The 18376-nt window shown below is 35.9% G+C and carries 24 protein-coding genes and 2 pseudogenes; 12 read left to right on the forward strand and 14 right to left on the reverse strand.

The annotated features are described in order from the left end of the window. Positions 1-14 precede the first annotated feature (14 nt). From MKX83_RS18710 to MKX83_RS18755, 10 genes are all read right to left on the reverse strand, one after another. On the reverse strand, positions 15-1835 hold the full coding sequence (locus tag MKX83_RS18710; protein WP_341057047.1) for an AAA family ATPase: 1821 nt from the start codon (positions 1833-1835) through the stop codon (positions 15-17). After that, complete coding sequence (locus MKX83_RS18715) at positions 1832-2113, reverse strand: VRR-NUC domain-containing protein (RefSeq protein WP_341057050.1); 282 nt, start codon at positions 2111-2113, stop codon at positions 1832-1834. Before MKX83_RS18715 ends, MKX83_RS18710 begins: the two co-directional genes overlap by 4 nt. Then, positions 2113-2430, reverse strand: a complete 318-nt coding sequence (locus tag MKX83_RS18720; RefSeq protein WP_341057052.1) for a hypothetical protein — start codon at positions 2428-2430, stop codon at positions 2113-2115. Before MKX83_RS18720 ends, MKX83_RS18715 begins: the two co-directional genes overlap by 1 nt. Positions 2431-2584: 154 nt before the next feature. Beyond that, entirely contained in the window at positions 2585-3808 is a 1224-nt protein-coding gene (locus MKX83_RS18725) for an SNF2-related protein (protein ID WP_341057058.1), read from the reverse strand. A 74-nt stretch (positions 3809-3882) separates the two neighbouring features. Continuing rightward, the gene (locus MKX83_RS18730; protein WP_341057059.1) at positions 3883-4053 is read right to left on the reverse strand and encodes a YqaI family protein; all 171 of its coding nucleotides are present in this window, start codon (positions 4051-4053) and stop codon (positions 3883-3885) included. Next, positions 4028-4645, reverse strand: coding sequence for a sigma-70 family RNA polymerase sigma factor (locus MKX83_RS18735; protein WP_341057063.1), 618 nt, complete (start codon positions 4643-4645; stop codon positions 4028-4030). Before MKX83_RS18735 ends, MKX83_RS18730 begins: the two co-directional genes overlap by 26 nt. 3 nt (positions 4646-4648) lie before the next feature. Beyond that, entirely contained in the window at positions 4649-4789 is a 141-nt protein-coding gene (locus MKX83_RS18740; RefSeq protein ID WP_341057066.1) for a hypothetical protein, read from the reverse strand. Further along, positions 4786-5037, reverse strand: coding sequence for a hypothetical protein (locus tag MKX83_RS18745; RefSeq protein WP_341057069.1), 252 nt, complete (start codon positions 5035-5037; stop codon positions 4786-4788). Before MKX83_RS18745 ends, MKX83_RS18740 begins: the two co-directional genes overlap by 4 nt. Before the next feature lie 184 nt (positions 5038-5221). Then, positions 5222-5404 (reverse strand): hypothetical protein, encoded by a 183-nt coding sequence (locus MKX83_RS18750; protein WP_341057070.1) that lies wholly within the window; start codon positions 5402-5404, stop codon positions 5222-5224. Positions 5405-5416: 12 nt separating this feature from the next. Further along, positions 5417-5641: a helix-turn-helix domain-containing protein gene (locus MKX83_RS18755; protein WP_341057072.1), complete on the reverse strand. Its 225-nt coding sequence runs from the start codon at positions 5639-5641 to the stop codon at positions 5417-5419. A 191-nt stretch (positions 5642-5832) separates the two neighbouring features. On the opposite strand from MKX83_RS18755, the gene MKX83_RS18760 reads away from it, so the two are divergent. The 5 genes and pseudogenes from MKX83_RS18760 (at position 5833) to MKX83_RS18780 (ending at position 10336) form a co-directional block, all read left to right on the forward strand. After that, positions 5833-6531, forward strand: a complete 699-nt coding sequence (locus tag MKX83_RS18760; RefSeq protein ID WP_340976096.1) for an XRE family transcriptional regulator — start codon at positions 5833-5835, stop codon at positions 6529-6531. Between the two features lie 74 nt (positions 6532-6605). Continuing rightward, positions 6606-7988 (forward strand): recombinase family protein, encoded by a 1383-nt coding sequence (locus tag MKX83_RS18765; RefSeq protein ID WP_341057074.1) that lies wholly within the window; start codon positions 6606-6608, stop codon positions 7986-7988. Between the two features lie 35 nt (positions 7989-8023). Continuing rightward, positions 8024-8704, forward strand: a pseudogene (locus MKX83_RS18770) (ABC transporter substrate-binding protein); the annotation flags it as partial. 68 nt (positions 8705-8772) lie between these two features. Continuing rightward, complete coding sequence (locus tag MKX83_RS18775; protein ID WP_095372161.1) at positions 8773-9564, forward strand: ABC transporter ATP-binding protein; 792 nt, start codon at positions 8773-8775, stop codon at positions 9562-9564. After that, the gene (locus tag MKX83_RS18780) at positions 9530-10336 is read left to right on the forward strand and encodes an ABC transporter permease (protein ID WP_224938834.1); all 807 of its coding nucleotides are present in this window, start codon (positions 9530-9532) and stop codon (positions 10334-10336) included. Before MKX83_RS18775 ends, MKX83_RS18780 begins: the two co-directional genes overlap by 35 nt. A 24-nt stretch (positions 10337-10360) precedes the next feature. Here MKX83_RS18780 and ytkD read toward each other — a convergent pair whose 3' ends face one another. Together ytkD and MKX83_RS18790 are read right to left on the reverse strand one after the other, a co-directional pair. Then, positions 10361-10834 (reverse strand): RNA deprotection pyrophosphohydrolase, encoded by a 474-nt coding sequence (gene ytkD, locus MKX83_RS18785; RefSeq protein WP_095372159.1) that lies wholly within the window; start codon positions 10832-10834, stop codon positions 10361-10363. A 114-nt stretch (positions 10835-10948) separates the two neighbouring features. Beyond that, entirely contained in the window at positions 10949-11311 is a 363-nt protein-coding gene (locus MKX83_RS18790) for a hydrolase (protein ID WP_095373621.1), read from the reverse strand. 89 nt (positions 11312-11400) lie between these two features. Between MKX83_RS18790 and MKX83_RS18795 the strand changes: the two genes are divergently transcribed. After that, a complete protein-coding gene (locus tag MKX83_RS18795; protein WP_095372158.1) occupies positions 11401-11637 on the forward strand; it encodes a DUF6154 family protein in 237 nt (78 codons plus the stop codon). A 243-nt stretch (positions 11638-11880) separates the two neighbouring features. Next, complete coding sequence (locus tag MKX83_RS18800; RefSeq protein WP_341057082.1) at positions 11881-12726, forward strand: hypothetical protein; 846 nt, start codon at positions 11881-11883, stop codon at positions 12724-12726. 129 nt (positions 12727-12855) lie between these two features. Here MKX83_RS18800 and MKX83_RS18805 read toward each other — a convergent pair whose 3' ends face one another. Continuing rightward, the gene (locus tag MKX83_RS18805) at positions 12856-13293 is read right to left on the reverse strand and encodes a Dps family protein (RefSeq protein ID WP_095372157.1); all 438 of its coding nucleotides are present in this window, start codon (positions 13291-13293) and stop codon (positions 12856-12858) included. A 135-nt stretch (positions 13294-13428) separates the two neighbouring features. On the opposite strand from MKX83_RS18805, the gene ytzI reads away from it, so the two are divergent. From ytzI to MKX83_RS18830, 5 genes and pseudogenes are all read left to right on the forward strand, one after another. Continuing rightward, a complete protein-coding gene (gene ytzI, locus MKX83_RS18810; RefSeq protein WP_095372156.1) occupies positions 13429-13602 on the forward strand; it encodes a YtzI protein in 174 nt (57 codons plus the stop codon). A 33-nt stretch (positions 13603-13635) separates the two neighbouring features. Further along, complete coding sequence (cls, locus tag MKX83_RS18815) at positions 13636-15087, forward strand: cardiolipin synthase (RefSeq protein ID WP_095372155.1); 1452 nt, start codon at positions 13636-13638, stop codon at positions 15085-15087. A gap of 78 nt (positions 15088-15165) precedes the next feature. Then, positions 15166-15507: a hypothetical protein gene (locus MKX83_RS18820; protein ID WP_340976109.1), complete on the forward strand. Its 342-nt coding sequence runs from the start codon at positions 15166-15168 to the stop codon at positions 15505-15507. Between the two features lie 149 nt (positions 15508-15656). After that, positions 15657-16711: pseudogene (locus MKX83_RS18825) on the forward strand (IS1595 family transposase). A gap of 41 nt (positions 16712-16752) precedes the next feature. Then, positions 16753-17472, forward strand: a complete 720-nt coding sequence (locus tag MKX83_RS18830) for an alpha/beta fold hydrolase (protein ID WP_322910379.1) — start codon at positions 16753-16755, stop codon at positions 17470-17472. 357 nt (positions 17473-17829) lie between these two features. Here the strand turns inward: MKX83_RS18830 and MKX83_RS18835 are convergent, their stop codons facing one another. Next, entirely contained in the window at positions 17830-18303 is a 474-nt protein-coding gene (locus tag MKX83_RS18835; protein WP_095372153.1) for an S-ribosylhomocysteine lyase, read from the reverse strand. Positions 18304-18376 lie beyond the last annotated feature (73 nt).

Consider the following 18376-nt stretch of genomic DNA (forward strand, 5'->3'; position numbering starts at 1 on the left):
AATAGTTTTATAGTTTACTTGCGTGATCTGCGTCTACGAGTTTTTGGCTTTTCTTCTTCCTCAGCTTCATCTTCGTTGTCATCTCCCTCACCTGGTGGCGTATCATCTTCAACAGGTTTGCGAGACTTGCGCTGGCGCTTCGGTTTTTCTTCCTCAACTTCATCCTCTTTTTCATCATCTGGCTCAGGTTCACGCTTTTTACGGCTGCGCTTTGGTTTCTCTTCTTTAGCTTCTTCTCGAACCTCTTCAGCAGCTTGACTTACTTTTTCATTTTCTTCTTCAGATGAATCTTCCTTCTTTGTACGCCCTGTGCGTTTAGGCTTCTCTTTCTTCTTCTTTTTCTTACCTTCTTGGGCAGCAATCAACTCTTCAATAAACTCATCCATATCTAATGAAATAACATCAACTTGGAAGTCAAAACGACCGCCACCGAAAACATTTTGTTTCTTAGTTAATTGTAGGAATCGCTCATCATCTGAATTTACGAACGCTCTAAGAGTGAGGTCTACAGTACCAGTAAGGAAATTTGCTACTTTGTCATTAATGTTAGGCTTGAACGTGGTCCGTTTTGCTCCACCTTTAAGCGTAATTTCCTCAACCTTCTCTTTACTGATGTAAATTACTTGGTATCCTAAAGCTTTCAATCGCTTCATTGCATTGTTAAACTCAGTAGTTACCTTTGACCACCCTTTACCATATGACCCATCAGATTCATGCTCCCAATCATTTTTATAAAAGACATAGTAACGGCAATGTTCGTAAATATCCTCAACTAGATCGAGTGCAACGGCTTCATAATCGTTTGCTTCCGTTTCTAAATCACTGATAGTATCTAAGAATACATCCCAGGCTAATTTTCGATTGGTAACACGTCCAGTTTTAGTTACTTCATCTTTAATTGGTACAACTGGTGCTGTCGTGTTGTCAGTGTTTCCGTCAGTGTTGAGGAATAGAACATTATCCACACTGTCAACGAAAGTTGACTTACCAACATACGAATCTGCGTAAATCCAAAAGTCAGGTCTTTCATCAATTTTTCTTTCTCTGCGTTCATTTTTAGGCAATGCCATAATAATCTCTCCCTTTTCATTTTGTAGAGCTTCCAAGTAAATTGGAGCGAATCGTGGATTACAGCTAAAGCAGTTTCCACTAGCATTCTTTTCTGAAAAATCCTTTGTTTCTTCAATTTTCGCTATAGAATTTTTAAAATAAATGCTTTCCATTTCATCAAATTCTATCGGAACAAACGTGACATCTGATTCTTCAACTGTTTTGACTAGCCTTTTTCTAAAATGGAACAAGTCCTCATTATCTTTTTGTTTAATGCTTGTCTTGGGTACAAACAAGTAAGCGAGCTTTCTAACATCAAATCCATCCTGTTTCAAATAGTCCCTATATATGTGCAACTGACCTGAAGTGAGGTAGTTTTTAATATGATTGGAATACTTAAAATCAATTACCATGCATTGTCCATCTGGTGCCTTTGCTATCAGATCTACGAAGCCTATATAATCCTCATGATCAATCTTATATTCATGAATAAACTCGAAGCCTGGGAAAGTACTTTGTAAGAACTCTTTAACTTTTGGGATTAATATTTCTAGCTTCATAGATTCCTCAATGATTGAATCTGTTAGTACAGGAAAAGAATTAAAGTATTCCTTCTCTGCGGTTTTATAATCATGTTCAATGCCAGTATGCAGAGCATGTCCAATGATTAATGGGTTAGCCGCATCATATTTTGTTAACTCGGTTAATTTATCAATATACCGAAGCTTAAAATGGTAAGGGCAGTCATTGAAAAGTGACACACGGCTATAAGAGTATTGAGTCACTTGAACCACCTTTCTTTCCAGGACTCAAAATCTTTTGGGCGAAGTATGTATGCTTCTCCACCTGAATCCTTGATTTTACGAATATTGTAGAGTTGTAGCTTACTAGGTTGTCCCGTATCCGTTTTTAGTTCAATCCCATGGAATGTACCATCAATACAGGTTAAAATATCTGGAATACCTTCTTTGGTGTACTGACTACCAGCCCAATATTTCACATGCCAGGTATCATTATCTTTTAAGAACTTAATGACTTTTTTCTGAAAGGCTGATTCACGCATCACTTCACCGTAAATTTCACATATGCTTTTTTATTTGTTACCTTTGGATAGTCCGCAATTAAATCACCATATAAATCTGGCTCTTTTTCTTTAAGTTCTTTTAAATCAACTGAAGTGGAAGAACTCACTGCCACTCTGGTAATCTTTAAAAGCTGATTATCAATCGATTTAATGTCGTATTCATCCATAGCTCTTTCTAGATCAGCTTTCAATTCCTTATTTTTTGCAACAATTTCCTTTTCTTGTTGAGCAGTAAAAGCGATTGCTGACATAAGAGGTAAGTATTTGTTTTCAAAAGGCGTTAAATGGTTTGTCATGATATTTCCTCCTTCTCGAATCCCTTGCTAATTTCTAATTCAATCATGAGCAGCGTTTTTTCTATGCTAGGCGTTACGTTTAATGGATCACCCTCAAAATAAGCCTTGGTTAATAATTCTAAGTATCTGAATAGGTAGGCAAGAATGATATTGTTCACGTTTCCTCCTTCTCGAATAAGGCATCTGTATAATCTTTTCGTTCTTTTAATACATCAAGCATTCGCCATTCAATAGACCCATCTGTAAGTAAGTAATAGTAAAAGCAAGGTCTTTCTTGACCAATTCGGTGGATACGCTTCTTGCTTTGTTCAAACAACTCACTTTTATCAGTGAGTGTAAAATAAACAATCTTGTTAGCCTTTTGAAGATTAAGACCCATAGCGCCCGCCTGGTACTGAATAAGCGTGATGCTGTTATCTTGCTGTTCATATGCTGTTAAATCCTTTAATGAACCATTTACAGTGCTGTAAGGTTTATCAATCATGCTTACCAATGCTTCATATTCTCGTTTAAAGTTATAAAATATGATGATGCGATCATTGGTACTGTCTATAAGGTCTTTCACATAATTCAGTTTGTGCTGATTGTAGAAGCCTGCCAATTGGCGTAAATATAGCTTCTTTGCTGCGGCAGTATCTCCAATCAGTTCATCATCACCAATCTGGATAATATGATGCTTTTTAAATTCCTGATAATCTTTCGTGCAGGGTATCTTCACATGTTGCTCATTCACCATTGGAAGATTAAAAACTTCTTCTGTTTTCATAAAGATGGCTCCGTGGATTCTTAACTTGTGCTTTAATCGGTCCACATTTTTATAGCCTGTTATTTTAAATTGTTGGTTGCGATCATCCCACTCCTGATTAACAAATTGCTTCAGGAAAAGCTTTTTATTAATCTTCCAACCTAACAAATACAATTGACTCCATAGTTCCTCATACTTCCCACCAGTGGGCGTACCTGATAGTAAAATGACGTTTTCAGCTGCCAGATTAAGAATGAATTTACTTCTATTAGACTTCTCATTCTTAATCATGGACGACTCGTCCAACATTAAAGTGAAATCCTTTAATTTTAATAGCTCGGGTCGTCTCCATACCTTGTCATAATTAACAATCAGAACACTTTCAGGAGGGATAATATCTAACTTTTGCTTATCGAAAACAATAACCTTGTAATCATAGTGAGATTCAAAATGCTCTTTCCAATCTGATATTTTGGATTTTTGGCAGATTACAAGATTGTAGGCAGTATTAAGCTCCCACATCTTTTCACTACCAACAAATGTCTTTCCCAATCCCATATCTAAGTAATACGCAACACGATTGTATTCATAAGTATCATCAAGCGCTTTGTCCTGGTGCGGGAAAAGTTTCATTTACATCACTTCGTTTCCTTGCTATACTTTCATTGGAAATTTGTTTTTGCGGACCACTTGGCAGAGTGGTCTTTTTATTCCATTGCACGGAAGCACTCCATATTGTGCTCTTCTATTAAGTAAGTTTTAAGATTCAAATCACTGACAACTGTCTTGCCAAACATCCAATAAACATCGCCTTCCTGAATTTCCAACCCATATGCATCTTCAACTGGATGATCAGTAACTTTCTTTACAGTAGGCACTTTTATGTCTCCTTTCTTTTAATTTTGCTATGGCAGCACGCTTCTTCTTATTGACCCAAGTCGTACTTCTCCCAATCTTTTCGCCGATTTCACGTTCCGAATATCCTTCTGCGATGTGGATAAAAATGAATTTTTCTAAATCGGATAAGTATATTAGTAAATCTTTCATAGCAAGTCTGTTCGTCACTTCATACTCAATGTCAGTAGTATAATCATTAGCGAAGTAATCATTTATTACTTTTGATTCCTTATCCACGTAGAGATCAATAGAATGAAACTGTAGCTTATTTCTATCTTCTACTGAAACTCTTAGATTAGTTTTAATAGGAAGTCCTCTAATTCGCAGTTCGTTGAAGATCATCCAGCGAATGGATTTATAGGCATAACCTTTAAATTTTTCCTTCATCGTTTTATCTTCTTTTAAGCACAACTTCCACAATGTTTCCTGTCCGACTTGAATAAGATCATCTAGTTCCATATTGTTAATACCAGCAATTCTATGGGCTTTTCCAAAATCCTTAAAGTTAACTCTGATAGCTGTATATATAAGCTCTTGATTCTCCTCAAACAACTGAACAGCAGCGCTACTCAATTTTTATTCCTCCTCAATGCAATTTTCTAGCATGTAACCAACGGTGACGATTTCACGAATATTAGTGGAATACTCAATTCCACCTTGGGTAGTATGAAGATCTCCATCTACAACCGAACCTATTAATGCTTTGTGAATGCTCATTGCTTGTCCTCCATTTCAAAGTCTGGCATATACCCTTCTGTAATTAAGAATTCAAGAAATTTCTTCATGAACAAATCGTACTTCTGTGGTGAATAATCCTCACTTACAAAGGCTAAATTTAAAATCATTTTCCCTTTACCTACATCTTCAGCAAAACTCTCAAATGCAGTTTTATTTTCGATTGTGTAACCTTCAATCCAAATGAATTCTCTTGGTTTCTCGGGTCTTATTGGCAAATGATATTCCACTACTTACAGCTCCTTTTAGCTTTTTTCCAAATGGCCATGTAACGATCAACTGGCGTCATTGCTAACCATTGCTTTGGGCAAATTTTCAATATGCTCACCTCCTTTAAGGTAGAATCATTATTTTTCTACAAATTTCGCAAAAAGGGCAAAAGAAAAAGTAAATTTACTTTCGTGTTAATTGACTTCAATTATTAACCTTTATCGTGCTCTTTCTCTTTTTGGCAATCTCAAGATAAATTTTGATAAACTTATCAATCGCACCATTTGATGGCTCTTTACAATGTCCAACATTGATAGCTTTATCCATGCCCACCATCTCCTTTAATGAATGTATATGATTGATGGGCGGTAGGACTGCCCTACTCATTTGAAACCTCCTTTACGCAGTTTTTAATTTCCGAAAAAAATCGGATTGCGGACCAAAAAAAATATTTTCAACCGGAACTTTGTAGTACTCTTCAATCTTTACAAAAAAGGAACGGGGGACGTTTGTTGAATCTCTTTCATACTTAGAAAGCGTATCTTTGTTGATTCCAAAAAGTTCAGCTGCTTCAACTAACTTCAATCCCGCATTCACTCTCGCTGCCTTAAGTGTGATTTTCATTTTGCACTCACCTCCTGTTATCGCTTGGTTATACAATATCCGATTATTTTCGGAATGTCAACCGATTTTTCTCGGATTATTTATTTTTATTATATATTCTTATGAAATATTATTTCGATTTTTTTCGGAATTATTCTTTACATTCCGTATATTTTCGGATATCATTAAGATATCGAAAGGAGGTGGAACAATTGATAGATAGAGATTTACCTTTAAAAAAAGAAATATCAGAAAGAGTTAAGAAATTGATGAAAGCAAAAAGTTGGACACAATTAAAACTTAGTGAAGAATCTGGGATTTCAAAGAGTACACTTTCGGACTACATAAATTGTAAAACTCTTATTAACCCAGGGAACGTTGAAAAACTTGCTGCAGCATTCAATGTTTCTAAATCTGATATTGACCCTAGCTTTAAAAGAACAGATGTTTTAAAAGAAGAAAAGATAACTTATATTTTTGATGATAGTTTACAACTCCCGCTTTATGGAGACATTGCAGCTGGAGCTCTTGCTACAGTAGAAGGTGTTACTGAAGATAGGGTTGAATATATAAATATTCCTGAAGTTCTTCTTGGTAAACATGCCTTTTGCGATGGTCTTTTTGTAATGAAAGTAAATGGAGACAGCATGAATAAAATCATTAAAAATGGTTCTTATGTTGTAGCTAAACCTGTTGATACTCACAGCTTTAAAGATGATGATATTGTAATTTTTAGTTACGATCGAGAGTATAGTATGAAAAGAGTTAGAAGAGATGAAGAAGATCAGGTTTTAATTTTCAGTCCCGAATCACATGACAGAAAGTTTCGAGACATAGAAGTACCGTATAATACTAATTCGGAATTAAAAATTTATGCAAAAGTAGTATGGTACTCAACAACATTAGATTAAATTTCTAGCGCTAGCAATTTAAACAGTTAGGGAGGGCGACGGCTCTCCCTATTTTATAAGGTTGGTGAATATTTGTGAGAGTTGCTATTTATGTTCGAGTCTCCACCCAAGAACAAGCAAAAGAAGGGTTTTCAATTCCTGCTCAAATAGAAAGTTTACGTGCATTTTGTAAAAGTCAGGGATGGGAAATTGTTGAAGAATACAAAGAAGAAGGGAAATCTGCGAAAGATTTAGACCGTCCTAAAATGCAGGAAATGATGAAGGATCTAAAAAAGCGAAAGTTTGATTTAGTTTTAGTTCATAAATTGGATCGACTAACCAGATCAGTATTAGACTTATACAAACTACTAGAGTACTTTGAAAAATACGATGTTAAATTTAAATCATCTACAGAACAATATGATACATCAACAGCGTTGGGAAAATTATTTATAACTCTTGTAGCCTCTCTTGCACAATGGGAACGAGAGAACCTTGGTGAACGTGTTAAGTTTGGTATCCACCAAATGATTGAGGAAGGTAAACGCCCAGGTGGACATTCTCCTTATGGTTATAAATTTGATTTATCTTTTAATTGCATTGTAATTGAAGATGAATCAAAATGGGTTATAAAAATTTTCGAATGGTACGCTGATGGATACGGATACAGAAAAATATCAGATAGATTAAACGAACTTGGAATTAAACCTCGAATTGCGAATAAATGGAACCACAATACAATATACGGAATGTTGCGTAATGATATTTACACAGGGGTATACAGATGGGGAAACAAAGTAGTATTCAATAATCACCCTGCAATAATCTCAAACTCATTATTCTTAAAAGTACAACAAAAACTTAAGAATAATCATAAAAATTTAGTGAGAAAAGGGAAATTCCCGTTAACTGGCATATTGAAATGCGGTCATTGTGATGAGCCTATGAATGGTTTTTTCGATAAACGTGATAATAAAACATACTACCGTTGTTTTGGCTGCAATCGTTTAACGTACGGCAAAAGAATTACCGACCTACTTTTAGATGAAATTGAAAAACTAATTACTTCAAAGGAATATTTTATAAAGCAAATAGATAAAAACTATCAACTATCAAGTATTAACGTTGATGAAATAAGAAAAGACCTAGATAAAATAGAAAAGCAAAAGGAAAAATGGTACGCCACCTTTTTAGATGCTGACAATCCAATTCCAAAACAAACTCTATACGATAAGATTAATCAATTGAATGAACAAGAAGAAGATTTAAAAACTTTACTTCAGGAAGCAGAAATTGATGAGGAATCTCCAGAAGAAAAATTCAAAAAGCTTTCAAAAGTAAAGGATATCCATTATATATATAACGAAGCAGACCCTTTCGAACAAAAAGAACTACTCAATAGCATATTTGAAACGTTGTTCATTCTAAGGGATAAAGGCAGAAACAAACCAATAACTTTAAAGTATAAATTAAAGTAATATCTACATGCAATTTCCCCTGTATTATGTTTTACTTCACACAACTGACGCAAACAGATGGCACCTTCCTTGTTGCAAGGGAAGATATCCAAGATTTCACTTGGGATATGGTAAAGAAGAGTACCTTCCTCGGGCAAAGAAAAGGTGGCATGCCGCAAATGGCTGGTGAGTATACGTTAAAAAAACATGATATTGATCCACATGCTGACTTAGAGCTAATTCAAAATATTGATTTTGCCAATATCGCTCCTGCCTTTTCATCTGGTACTGGTGAGTTTGTACAATTATTCGAACCGACTGCGAGTGTGTTTGAAAAAGAAGGCATTGGACATATCGTCGCTTCCTTCGGTGAAGAATCTGGCCACCTTCCTTATACAGCATATATGACAAAGGATAGCTTCATCAATGGTAACGAAGAAACAGTAGAGAAATTTACACGTGCCATCTATAAAGCGCAACAATGGGTAGATGAACATTCAGCAGAAGAAACAGCTAAAATCATTACAAAATACTTTGATAATACAGATTTAGAAATTTTAACCATGTCAATTGATCGTTATAAAAGTCAAGGGTCCTTTGCGACCGATCCTATTTTAGAAAAAGAAGAATGGGAGAACTTGCAAAATATTATGGATGAAGCAGGTGAACTGCCTGCTCGAGTGGATTATGAAACTCTTGTCAACACATCCATTGCTGAGAAAGTGATTAAAGAATAGTACTATGTGGAGCGGATAGAATGATTCTGTTCGCTCAACCATCCAGAAAAAAAAGAGGAGACTGCAAGATGACATTCTTAAAAGTGCAAGATATTCATCATACTTACTTTACGAAATCAAATGCAGTGACGGCTCTCTCTAATATCTCACTTCAAGTGAATGAAGGAGAATTCATTTCATTTTTAGGACCGAGCGGATGTGGCAAAACAACCTTGTTATCTATCATTGCTGGTCTTTTCCAACCAACGGAGGGCCGTGTAGAATTAGAAGGAAAACAAGTAGCTACATTGAAAAGTGAAATTGGATATATGTTGCAACAAGATTATCTATTCCCTTGGAAAACCATTGAGGAAAATATTCTTTTGGGTCTAAAGATCAATCATCACTTAGATGAAGAAAGAAAAGCTTATGCAAAAGATTTATTATTACAAATGGGCTTATCAGATGTCGAGTCATTGTATCCAAAACAATTATCAGGCGGCATGCGACAAAGGGTAGCACTTGTAAGGACGCTGGCAACCGAACCTAAACTTCTCATGTTAGATGAACCATTTTCCGCTCTCGATTATCAAACAAAATTGCATTTAGAAAATCTTGTATCTGACACATTAAAATCATTTGGAAAAACAGCTATTCTTGTGACACATGATATCGGCGAAGCAATTGCGATGAGCGATCGCATCTATTTATTCGCACCAAGCCCTGGTAAGATTCATAAAGTATTTGAAATACCTGAAGAATTAAGAGAATGCTCTCCATTCGATACAAGAAACCACCCAATGAATGCAGAAATTTTTCAAACGATTTGGAAGGAGATGGAGTCCCTTGGATCACAAGAGTCACACAAAAGCACTCCATAATGCGTATATCCGCTCCCTTAAGAAAGAAAAGTATTGGGTACGATTTTATCAACTCGTTATTTTTCTTATTTTCTTCTCAGGCTGGGAGATTGCCAGTAGAAACAAGTGGATTGATCCTCTCATTTTCAGTTCACCTTCAAAAGTATGGGAGCTCTTTTTAATTAAAGTTCAAGATGGTACGCTGTTTTTTGATTTAGGTTTTACTTTATCAGAAACCATACTCGGTTTTATTTTAGGGACATTATTGGGAACGATATTGGCGGCGATTCTATGGTGGTCACCGTTTCTCTCTAAGATTCTAGATCCTTATCTCGTCATTTTAAACAGTATGCCTAAAGTGGCTTTAGGACCGATTTTAATTGTCGCTCTTGGACCTAGCTTCACGTCGATTGTAGCAATGGGAACAATTATTTCCGTTATTATCACAACCATCGTCGTTTATACATCTTTTAGAGAGGTAGATCCAAATTATATAAAAGTGCTTCAAACCTTTGGTGGAACCCGCTTCCAAATATTTAAGGAAGCCATTCTTCCGTCATCCTTTCCTGTAATTATTTCCACACTTAAAGTCAATGTCGGCTTATCTTGGGTCGGGGTGATTGTCGGGGAGTTTCTCGTCGCCTCTAAAGGGTTAGGTTATATGATTATTTACGGATTCCAAGTATTTAACTTTACTTTAGTTATGCTCTCTCTGCTTGTCATAGCTGTATTAGCTACCATTATGTATCAAGCAGTAGAATTTTTAGAGAAGAAATTAATAAAAAACAACTAAGGGCTTGCATGAGCGTGCAGCCCTTTATTTCAAGCGATTTTGTAGATAAGCTACACTTCTCTCGACTACTCGATCTTTCATTATAAAACTATAATTGGGTTGATGAATCTCCCTCATGAGCTGATTAATCGCTACCCATTTTGGACCATCCGTTTCGAAATAATGGTCTACTTTTTGTAAATAATCAACCTCTGCAAACATGATAGCCTTTATAAAGGAACGATGTTTTTCCATTACTTGATATGTACCAATATGTTCAATAGAAGACAAGACTGCTCCGGTTTCTTCCTTTACTTCTCTCTTTGCAGCTGTATATATATCTTCTCCTTCCTCCGCCTTTCCACCTGGAAACTCCCACCCTCTTTCTTTATGGTTCGTTAATAACCAGTCATCGCCTTTTTTACATAACACCAACACATGACGCGGCTCCATTTCAAATCCTTCTTCATTAAATGAGAGTGCTACACGATTCCCGTTTTGATCGATAAAATATTCCATTTAATCCTCTCACTTTACATATACTTATTGGTATATTTTACTTGGAAAGAAACGTAACGTACAGGAAAAGGTGAAAACACCGTCAATATTTATAACGGTGTTTAGAGCACAGCTTTATTGTTGTTCAGGGGGAAGAATCCCCATATTGACAATATGATTTTTAGCTTCTTCATCGCCTAATCGATAAATGGCGCTATATATTTGCGTCAAACCATCATCATACTTATCATTTTGCCTGTCGAAATGATACTGTAAATAAGGAACATGAGCCCGGAAAAAACCTTCCCATTCTGTTGAGTAATTTTGATCAAACAACTCTCTCAATTCGATAATTTCATCATCAGTTGCCTCTATTTTAAAATTCCATGATGAGGAAGTAGAACTTTGTGAGATTTCACCATCATTCACCGTAATATAATAAGTTTTCTTCTGATCCACACTTTCAGCCCCTTTCTTCTTATTATTTGTTTCCCTCATTATGAATGAATTTATACGAAAAATGAGCAAAACCATGAACTTAACATATACTAAACGTAAAATAAGAAGAAAATGGGCAGGTGCAAATAATGAAAATTATTGATGAACTGTACGACTATTATCGTAATAAGCTTACAGGTGACGAAGAAGATATTGATATGCTTACGTTTGCTTTCTTAGAGGAAATGTCCCGAGAAGATATCCTTACATTAATTGAAGAACTGGATAACCAAGAACTATATAATTTAATGGGGCTTTATGTTATTGAATCCCTTAAAGGAAAATTTGCAGAAAGTGATTTTACAAAGCCTCAAAATTATCATTGAGTCTACATAGGCTTCTGATAAAAAAGTGGCATGTTACAGAAAGTGGTGGATTGGGGAAATAAGGATAAACTTGGTGGCATGTTTAAAAGTGAAGCTGAATATTCACCCATTTAACTTGCTATATTTGCCAAATTAATTAGTGGCATGTTAGAAGCATCTTGGTCTTCTCTCACTTGATATTGATTCAAATAAATGATGGAATTACGACTCATCAGGTTGGGAATGCAGAGTTGAGTCGGGCAGATGATGGAATCGCTACTCATCTGGACGGCGAAACAAAGTTTAGTCGGGCAACTGCTTGTATCGCTACTCATCTCGACGGAAAAACATAGTTTAGTCGGGCAACTGCTTGTATCGCTACTCATCTCAACGGAAAAACATAGTTTAGTCGGGCAACTGCTTGTATCGCTACTCATCTCGACGGAGATCCACAGATTAGTCGGGCATTTGCCCGAATCCCTACTCATCTCGACGAAAATCTACAGTTTAGTCGGGCATTTCAACGAATCTCTACTTATCTCGACGGTGAAACAAAGATTAGTCGGGCAACTACTCATATCACTACTCATCTCAACGGAAAAACAAAGATTAGTCGGGCAACTACTCATATCACTACTCATCTCAACGGAAAAACAAAGATTAGTCGGGCAACTACTCATATCACTACTCATCTCAACGGAAAAACAAAGATTAGTCGGGCAACTCCTCGTTTCCCTACTTATCTCGACAGAGAAACAAAGATTAGTCGGGCAACTACTCATATCCCTACTCATCTCGACGGAAAAACATAGTTTAGTCGGGCAACTGCTTGTATCGCTACTCATCTCGACGGAAAAACATAGTTTAGTCGGGCAACTGCTTGTATCGCTACTCATCTCAACGGAAAAACATAGTTTAGTCGGGCAACTGCTTGTATCGCTACTCATCTCGACGGAGATCCACATTAGTCGGGCATTTCAACGAATCCCTACTCATCTCGACAGAAATCCACAGTTTAGTCGGATCAATGCTGGAGTTCTCAGTTCTTTACACTTTCTTGTGTTCGTATTCCAGTTTAACAACTATTCTCGGCTCTTTTCAGCCCACTAAAGTTCGCAATTTCAGATTTCCTTTTCATTCGGCTCTTTTCATATTCCACATTCTTTCATATCGTCTCTCCCTGCACATTTTATATTTCCCAAAATTAAAAAAGACCTCTTAAAAGAGATCTTTTTCCGCTTATCCTAAAAATGCTTTAAGCATCCAGTTATGTTTTTTCACACTCTGTTTAACTGCAATCAGCATATCACCAGTGGCTTCATCTTTCGCTTCATCAGCTAGTTCAATACCTTCTTGTAGTTCATCTAACATTTTATCGAAGTCACTCCATACAGATTGTACCATGTCTCTTGCGTCTTCTTTACCTGTTGCTTCTTCAATAGAAGCCGTATCCAAGCAATCCTTCATTGTTGCTACAGGATTTCCACCTAAAGCAAGTATTCTTTCCGCTAATTCGTCAATATGGTCATTAGCTTCGTTATATAGTTCTTCAAATTTTTCATGTAATACGAAGAAGTTGCTTCCTTTAACATACCAATGGTAGTTATGTAACTTCACATACATTACAGTCCAGTTTGCTACTTGTTTGTTTACTGATTGGATTAATTTTTCGCTCATATTTATCAACCTCCACTTATAAGATACCCGCTTATCCAATTTTCAAACACATAACTATCGGATAAGGAAAGATATTTTAGTTCAGATTAAAAGAGAGAAATGGTAAAATAGCTTTTGTAAAGGGGGAGACTATTTATGACTTATATTATTGTCATTATGATATCAATTATTATTGTCTTTACAATCCTTATTTTAAGTGTAATGACAACATCCAAAGCTTACACATTCAAACATACCGTAGATCCTCTACCGAAACCTCTTTCAGAAGAGGATAAGGCACCCAATCAAGAGGACAAGGATATAAAGTAACACTAATACTTTTTGAGAGGAATCTGCACTTCTATGGATATTTACTCCATATTTATTGGACTCATTTACCTTTTAAATATGATTCTTGCCATTGTCGTTATTTTTCTTGAACGAAAAGACGCCGCATCCACATGGGCGTGGTTACTAGTTTTGTTCTTTATCCCGCTACTCGGGTTTGCCATTTACTTATTATTCGGACAAAACTTCTCCAAAAAGAAGAAAATGTTTCAATGGGAAGATCGTAAGAAAATTGGCATTGATGAAATGCTCAAAATGCAAATATCAGCGCTTCATAATCGCAGTTTGCCTGCAGAGAATGAGCAAGTTCAAAATCATTATGACCTCATTCATATGCAATTAGTAAATAATGATGCTGTACTTACGCAAGATAATGCTATACAAATGTATACAGATGGCAAAGACAAGTTCGATGCCCTATTTAAAGATATAGAAGGCGCTACTGACCATATCCATCTTCAATACTATATCTTAAGAAGGGATGCATTAAGCAAAAGGCTAATCACACTTCTGAATAAAAAAGCCCGTGAAGGTGTGAAGGTCCGCATTTTATATGATGATTTAGGATCAAGAAGTTTAACCAAACGGTTTTTTAAGAGCTTACGTGAGGCTGGTGGAGAGGTTGAGGCGTTCTTTCCTTCTAAATTCCACTTTATTAATTTACGGTTAAATTATCGTAATCATCGCAAGCTAGTAATTATTGATGGCAAAATTGGCTATGTTGGTGGCTTTAATGTTGGAGATGAATACTTAGGTTTAAATAAGAAATTCGGTTATTGGCGAGATACACATTTAAGGATAGAAGGAAGCGCAGTTTATGCGATACAAACACGCTTTATACTTGACTGGAATCAAGCTTCACATCGTCATGATATTCACTATTTACCGGAGTATTATCCCCCTATCACTACAAAGGGACGTATCCCTATGCAAATTGTAGCAAGTGGACCAGATAACGAACTCGAACAAATCAAACTTGGTTATATAAAAATGATTATGTCCGCAAAAGAAACTATCCTTATTCAAACTCCTTATTTTATACCTGATGCTAGTGTTGTTGATGCGCTTAGGATAGCTGTTTTGTCAGGTGTGAATGTGAAAATTATGATTCCTAACAAACCTGACCATATGTTTGTTTATTGGGCTACCTATTCGTACATTGGCGAATTATTAAAACTTGGAGCAAAAGTGCTAATTTATGATAATGGTTTTATTCATGCGAAAACAATCGTAATTGATGATGAAATTGCATCTGTTGGGACAGCCAACATCGATGTTCGAAGCTTTAGGCTCAACTTTGAGGTCAATGCCTTTATTTATGACCGCAAGATAGCTGAGGAAGTAGCAGCTAGCTTCTATAATGATGTAAGAGTATCACGTAACCTTACATTAGATGATTACAATAACCGTTCCTTTTATATTAAGTTCAAGGAATCTATATCGCGCCTACTATCACCGATTCTGTGAGTCGGTGGTTTTTTGTATAGATTTATGGTGATCAATAACATGAAATAGGAATATATGGATAAAAAAGGAGTCTTGTTGATGAAGATAAAGTTTTGGACTATTTTCCTCATTACCTTTGCCATCGAAACAGGTATCACTTATTTTCTCTCTTCTCAGTTTTCTGTGCGCTTTATTGAAGTCATATTCTTTACGGGCATTGTATTTCTTATCACAAGCATTTACTTTTCTGGAGGGCTCCCTTACATCAAGGAGCAACAAGATGCTAAAACTCGTGCAGAAACGGGCTTTACACCATTTGTAGAACCACCAACTATATTTAGACGAGGACCATTCTTTTTCGCTTCCCTCACTTTTTGCCTTATCGGACTTATATTTTTCATCTTGCTGTTAACTGAAATTATTTCTCCAGTATCTCTATAAAATATAGATTAATTTTCAATAGAAAAAATGAGTTTTTTCATAGAATTTTTTTAAGAATAAGCTATGTTAAATAACTCTATTGATATCTGAATAAAAAGAACTCTTGTTCTATAATGAACGTAAAATAAGACGAGAGCGAGTTGTTTAGAATGGCATTGAAGGACATCATGCTAGAAATCCAAAAGTTTAGTACAGCAGACCAATACCGCCGGAAAGAGTTCATTGTTACATCCTTAGCTTCCTATACTGCTAGTGAGACTAAATATAAAGAGGTTTCAGAGCGGAAGCATAAAGACGGATTCACTTGTTCTCATTGCGATTCCAATAACGCATTTCGGTTCGGAAAATACAACGTGAAAATGGGTACTCGCACAATTGTACGCCAACGATACCGCTGCAAGGTTGTGCTAAGATATTTACTAACCTAACGAATACTCCTCTTCACGGTACTCACCATCCTCACAAATGGTTGGAGTTCGTTCAGTGTATGATAGAGGATTACTCACTTCGGAAATCGTCAGAACTCTTAGGGGTTCACTATGTAACTTTGTTCTATAGACACAAGCTCCTTTCAGCTATTAAACAAATGATTTTGACAGATTTGAAAGTATCGTGGAGATGGATGAGACTTATTTTCTGTACTCAGAAAAAGGGAAACGCAAAATTGATGGTCGAAATGCACGTAAACGAGGTGGTTCGTCTTCACAACGAGATATTAGTAAAGAACAAGTTTGTGTATTGGTTGCAAGAGCACGTCAGAAGGCAACGTATTCGAAGGTCGTTGGTCAGGGTCGAATTGTAAAACCCCGACTGGAAGAGGCAATTGGCACTATACTGTCTCCTGCAAATGTTCTATGTACCTATGCTTGGCGGGTATTTATGACTTACGCAAAAGAAAAAGACGTTTGAGCACTATAGGTTTAAATCTGATGGAAAAGAACGTGTCCGAGGCGTTTATCATATCGAAAATGTGAATAGTTATCATAGTCGTTTGAAGGGCTGGATAAATCGGTTTAATGGCGTGGCAACGCAATAACTCGACCATTATTGGAGTTGGTTTCAATTTCTAGACCAAATTAAACATCGAAATGACGACACGACGGTTAGCAAGATAATTGTTGAAAGTTGTCTGTTTTTAACGGATGCTGCCTATGATAAAATTAGTTTATCAGAATTTTCCAAATGGGTAACGAAGCGTATTTAGTTATAGGACATATTAATTAAACAAAGAGGTGGAGGGATTATATGATTTTACATACAAATATTACAGGTGAAGGTGAACCCTTAGTTCTCATTCACTCTGGAGGAATGACTGGCTTGACCGAGTATCAGGAACAAAGTGAATACTTTTCAGCTAGGAACTTTAAAGTAATTAGACCTGATTTAAGAGGACACGGAAAGTCTGTTGGAGAAATCGATAATTACTTTAATCGTTGTGTCAAAGATTTAAATGATACCTTGGAATTTCTGAATATTGAACAATGTCATATTGCAGGAGTTTCAATAGGTGGAATCGCTGCTTTGCTTTTTGCTAAAGTATATCCTAATAAGGTTAAGTCTCTCAGCTTTTCTGGGATATTTCCAGTAGAGCCTGATAACTGGACAGAACTTTCAAGAGAAGAAGCTGCATCCTATGAACAATTGTTTAATAACGAAGAAGCCGTAGCATTCTTAAACGAAATTCACGGAGAAAGTGATTGGAAATTGTTACTTCAATCTTTCAATGATGAAGATTTCTACCCCTTTGATAAAACAGGTGATGTATCTGATATCAAAATCCCAACATTATGTATTGTTGGCGAAAAGCAAGAAATAGAAGTTTCCGCCGCTATAACCTACAAGCAATTAAATTATAATATTAATATATCTGTTATTCCTTTTTCTGGTCACTTGGTACATAGGGAACAACCAGATTTATATACTAAAACTTTACATACATTTCTTAACAAGATTATCAGTCTGTAAAAGTAATATAATTTACATTCTGGTTAGAAAGTTGATGAGTTATTTAATCTTCTTGAACTTATACGGAATAAGGGAACTCCTAGCGAATATAGAGTTCCCTTGTATATTTTATAATATCAACATTATCATTTAACATAGCTTAAGAATAAAAATAAGAGTTGAAAAGGAAATGACCTGTAAGAACTGAAGTGGATATTCATTTATACGAGCGACAGATTTAATTCCTCTTCGTCTTTTAGATTTAAAATGGCTCTTGGTTCAGAGAAGGTTTATACTTTCTGTTTGCGTGGGTGAAGTAACAAATCACTTCAGTAAAAATAAAAAACCTTCCATCAAATATGATGGAAGGAGAACCACTTAAGCAAATACTTGCTTTAATTCTTCTTTTGATTGAGAAAGCCAATATTTCATTAACTTCTTTGCACCTTCTAGGTCGTGTAGCTTCGCTTGACCACATTGTTTTTCATTTGCTGCTGGTATTTCTACAATTTCAACAGCATCTTTCATTGTTGCATCTAAAAGGTCGATAATTTCTTCTACTGTTGGCTCACCACTTACAACTAAATAATAGCCTGTTTGACAACCCATTGGCGAAATATCAATAATATCAAAATGATCATATTTCTCTGCGTGTGTTCTAATGTTAAACGCAAGTAAATGTTCAAGTGTGTGAATAGAATCTGGCTTCATAGCCGCTTTGTTTGGCTGACAGAAACGAATGTCATATTTGTTGATCTTTCCGTCTGTTCCTACTTTATGCACGCCACAATGTCTCACATATGGAGCCTTGACAGCGTTATGGTCTAATTCAAAACTTTCAACTGATGGCATAAAATACACTCCTTTATCATCATTGCCTTTATTATACTATAAAATCCGACTAATTTCATCAACTTTAAATATA

Origin of the sequence: Cytobacillus sp. FSL M8-0252 (genome assembly GCF_038007345.1) — a bacterium.
GTDB classification, from domain to species: domain Bacteria; phylum Bacillota; class Bacilli; order Bacillales; family Cytobacillaceae; genus Cytobacillus; species Cytobacillus kochii.